Origin of the sequence: Pseudochrobactrum sp. AO18b, from assembly GCF_000409565.1 — a bacterium.
GTDB lineage: Bacteria > Pseudomonadota > Alphaproteobacteria > Rhizobiales > Rhizobiaceae > Pseudochrobactrum > Pseudochrobactrum saccharolyticum.
This window is the reverse complement of record NZ_ANNO01000165.1, coordinates 1-3,808: the sequence shown is the minus strand read 5'-3', so window position 1 is coordinate 3,808 and position 3,808 is coordinate 1. Positions and strand designations below refer to the sequence as shown.

Here is a 3,808-nt window from a genome sequence, read left to right as displayed (position 1 = left end):
TGCGGGGGGGGGCTTTTTTATTTTATGGGCGGCGGAAGTGAGAAGGTAAATCGTAAAGATACGCAATTCGCTCAATCGCTTCACGCAGCGGCTCATAGGCTACGGTCATGGTGTGGCCATTGGCATGGATCATCATATCGGGGCTTGCCATAATCGCCACATGACCCGGCCAGAACACCAGATCGCCACGCTGCAGATTGGCATAATCCTTACCGGCATCAATCACATCACCCAGATGGTCGCCCTGCATATCGGAATCGCGCAACACATCGCGCCCTGCATCCAGCATGGCAAGCTGTACCAGTCCGGAGCAATCAATGCCAAAACCGGAGGTGCCACCCCAGAGATAAGGCGTGTTAATCAGGCTTTCGGCTGTGGTGACATAATCAGCAACAGTCTCGTCGATCGTCCGCAGATGCTTGGCGAAAATCGCTGTGCCATCCGGCAGCATGCCGTAACGGCTACCACGGTTTTCAACGAATTCGGTGATCTCAACGACTGAGCCGAGAGACAGAGCACGGGTATGACGGAAACGCAGATCAGCTCCGGAATAGATGAAAGTGCGTGGTACGCAGATACGATGGGTTGGTTTATTGCTAATTTCACCCAGTTCGCCATCGGGCATATAGCCGACATAGCTGTCGCGCACAGCTTGCACCCAGCTCCAGCCATTCGCCTGCTCAAAAACGGTGACTTCATCGCCATAGAGAATCTGGCTCTGCGGGCCGCTGGTCAGTTCAGGCTTGCTGCGCAGATCGCTGACGGGAACGATCACACGTTTGCGCTTGCCTTCTGTAAAAGCGGCGGCATCGACTTTGCCGCGTAAAGCACAATCCGCCAGATCGGGGCGATAGGCATGGAGACGACGGTCAGGCTGGGTCATAAAGGCAATTCCCTGGACTTGGAGATAACGCGGTCGCCCAGTCTTTCAACATAGAGCGCACCGCTGACTGTTCGTTTAATCAGAACATTGCGCAGATCCCGCGGGTCGCGATGGCGGCTGACCAGCCCCATCGTGCCCATTGTATCCAGCGCACGGGTAATAACAGGTTTAGTCACACCAAGACGCGCAGCCAGCGCACGTACCGTATGGGGCGGTGTTTCAAGATAGATTGTCAGCAATATGGCCATTTGCCGCCATGTCAGATCATGGGTTTCATCACGCACCTGCGACAGGGAAACGGTCTGTAACAGCGTCAGCGCCTGTAGTGGTTTTAACTCGACAGCCATGAAATGCCACTTGTTTAAGAGAAAGGCCTGCCCGTGAGTACAGGCAGGCTGCTTGTTTACTTTACGTGTAGCGTATTCAACTGCTTTTGAATTGAACCTGCAAGAGGCTTAAACATAGCGTTGTTTGATAACCTGATAAAGTGCGCGGATACCCTGTGCGGCACCGCCGACAGTGGCTGCGGATTTCTCAACCGGTGTCCAGCCGTAAATGTCGAAGTGCCCCCAGACCTTGGCATTTTTGACGAAGCGCGAGAGGAACAGTGCTGCTGTGACAGAACCGGCAAAACCGTCGGTGGTCACATTGTTAATGTCCGCAACTTTCGAGGCGAGTTTGGCCTCATATGGTGCCCAGAGCGGCATACGCCAGAGCGGATCGGACTGTGCTGCCGCCTGTTCTGCTACTTTTGCAGCAAAAGCTTCATCATGGCTGTAGAATGGCGGCAGGTCAGGCCCCAGTGCCACGCGGGCAGCACCGGTCAGGGTTGCCATGTCGATGATCAAATCCGGGTTTTCTTCGTCGGCTAAGGTCAGCGCATCGGCGAGAACCAGTCGGCCTTCCGCATCGGTATTGCCGATTTCAACCGTCTGTCCCTCACGGGATGTCAGAATATCGCTCGGGCGGAATGCATTACCGGAAATGGAGTTTTCAACCGCTGGGATCAGCACACGCAGGCGCACCTGCAATTTTGCATCCATAATCATACGGGCAAGGCCGAGCACATTGGCGGCACCGCCCATATCCTTTTTCATCAGCAGCATGCCGCTGGCAGGCTTGATGTCGAGACCGCCGGTATCAAAGCATACGCCCTTGCCAACCAGCGTAACTTTCGGATCGCTGTCTTTGCCCCAAGTGAAGTCAATCAGGCGCGGTGCAGTATCGCTGGCACGGCCGACAGCATGGATCATCGGAAAGTTTTGCTTCAGAAGATCATCACCGATAACAGCAGTGAATTTCGCGCCATAAGCCGTTGCAAGGTTACGGGCTGCCAGTTCCAGTGTGTCCGGCCCCATATCACTGGTCGGTGTGTTGATCAGATCGCGGGTCATGGCGCTGGCATCGGCCAGACGGCGGGTTTCCGCCAGATCGGACAGGCCGGAAATATAGAGCGAAACGCTGTTCTGGTCTTCTGTGGAAGCGTCTTTTTTATAGCGATTGAACTGATACCCGCCGAGCAGGAAGCTGACCGCGAATAATTCCGCATGGTCTGCTTTGCCTTCAATATGCCAGTTGCCGGCAGGCAGCAGACGGGCAAGTTTGCCACCGATCAGACGACCTTCGCCGCTCTTGTCTTTGTCCGCCGGTTCAATGCCGAATAAAGCGCCGCTGATCTGCCCCTGTTCATTGGCCAGTGTCAGTAATTGTCCGGCTTTGCCTTTATAGGCATTGGCTGCTGCCCAGTTGAGGACAGTTTGCGGGAACTGACCATTCGCCAGTGTCTCCGGTGTGACCAGCCATATCGGGCGGCTGTCCGCAGCCTGTTGATCGAGAAGAGCAGCACGGTTCGCAGAAAGAGGCAGGGAGGTCATATTGATTTCCGGTATTTATTTTCAGGAGAGCGGCATGAGTCGCTGATGTCAGCTCAATAATTAACTCTCTATTAGGGTTAATGGAATATTGATTTTATCATATTCAGGTGAAGCGCGGGTTAATGCAGAGGACTGATTTCAGGCGCTTTCAACGACCGTATTTTATGGAGACAGTTTGATGCAGAAAAATGCGCTGGCTTTTGAACAACCGGATAAATCATGCCGTGGCCTGCGTTACGGAAAAAGCCGTTTTCTGACACTCACCACTGCTCTTTTCATAACAGGACTGGCACTCGCCGGTTGCAATAGCGTGGACCGCACCACAACCGGCTCGGTTGCTAAAGGCACCGGCACCAAGGCTGAGCGTTCCATTGAGCAAATGAATGCGCAGCAGCTCGCACAGGCCGCTCAGACCTATGGCGCGCATTATCAGAAGAATCCGACCAGCAAAGTGGCCGCTCTGAATTATGCGACTGTGCTGAGCATGGCAGGTCGTAGTGATCAGTCGCTGGCTGTGATGCGGGCAATCGCCATTCAATTGCCGAAGGACAAGCAGGTTCTGGCGGCTTATGGCAAAGCTCTGGCCGGTGCAGGTGAGCTGGATGCGGCACTGGATGCCGTACGCCGTGCGCAGACACCGGATTATCCTGACTGGCGTTTGCTGTCTGCGGAAGGGGCTATTCTCGACCAGCAGGGCAATTCCGCGGATGCCCGTGCAATCTATCAGAAAGCACTGCAGATCAAACCGGGTGAGGCTTCAATCCTCTCCAATCTTGCAATGTCTTATGTCTTAAGCGGTGATCTGCCAACTGCTGAAAAATATCTGCGTCAGGCGGCAACTGCGAATGGCAGTGACAGCCGTGTCCGTCAAAATCTGGCGCTGGTTGTTGGTCTTCAGGGGCGCTTTCAGGAGGCGGAAACAATTGCCTCCCGCGAACTGTCACCGGAACAGGCAAAAGCCAATACCGATTATTTGCGCTCAATGCTGGCAAAGCAGGGCGTTAAAAAGCAGGCGTAAATCTCTGTAAAGCTTATAAACAAAACGCCCGCC

General features: G+C 54.2%; 4 protein-coding genes. 1 reads left to right on the top strand and 3 read right to left on the bottom strand.

Translation table 11 applies throughout. The features are described from left to right. Positions 1-22: 22 nt before the first annotated feature. The 3 genes from A918_RS0106840 to A918_RS0106830 form a co-directional block, all read right to left on the bottom strand. Entirely contained in the window at positions 23-883 is an 861-nt protein-coding gene (locus A918_RS0106840) for an NlpC/P60 family protein (protein ID WP_022710341.1), read from the bottom strand. After that, positions 880-1,230 (bottom strand): MarR family transcriptional regulator, encoded by a 351-nt coding sequence (locus tag A918_RS0106835; protein ID WP_022710340.1) that lies wholly within the window; start codon positions 1,228-1,230, stop codon positions 880-882. The genes A918_RS0106840 and A918_RS0106835 overlap by 4 nt, the downstream gene beginning before the upstream one ends. Before the next feature lie 108 nt (positions 1,231-1,338). Next, entirely contained in the window at positions 1,339-2,757 is a 1,419-nt protein-coding gene (locus A918_RS0106830; RefSeq protein ID WP_022710339.1) for a M17 family metallopeptidase, read from the bottom strand. A gap of 178 nt (positions 2,758-2,935) precedes the next feature. On the opposite strand from A918_RS0106830, the gene A918_RS0106825 reads away from it, so the two are divergent. Further along, positions 2,936-3,775: a tetratricopeptide repeat protein gene (locus tag A918_RS0106825; RefSeq protein WP_022710338.1), complete on the top strand. Its 840-nt coding sequence runs from the start codon at positions 2,936-2,938 to the stop codon at positions 3,773-3,775. Positions 3,776-3,808 lie beyond the last annotated feature (33 nt).

Excerpts from the sequence above, each read along its gene's own strand:
- A918_RS0106840 (WP_022710341.1), bottom strand. The coding sequence starts at position 883 with ATGACCCAGCCTGACCGTCGTCTCCATGCCTATCGCCCCGATCTGGCG.
- A918_RS0106835 (WP_022710340.1), bottom strand. The coding sequence starts at position 1,230 with ATGGCTGTCGAGTTAAAACCACTACAGGCGCTGACGCTGTTACAGACC.
- A918_RS0106825 (WP_022710338.1), top strand. The coding sequence starts at position 2,936 with ATGCAGAAAAATGCGCTGGCTTTTGAACAACCGGATAAATCATGCCGT.
- A918_RS0106830 (WP_022710339.1), bottom strand. The coding sequence starts at position 2,757 with ATGACCTCCCTGCCTCTTTCTGCGAACCGTGCTGCTCTTCTCGATCAA.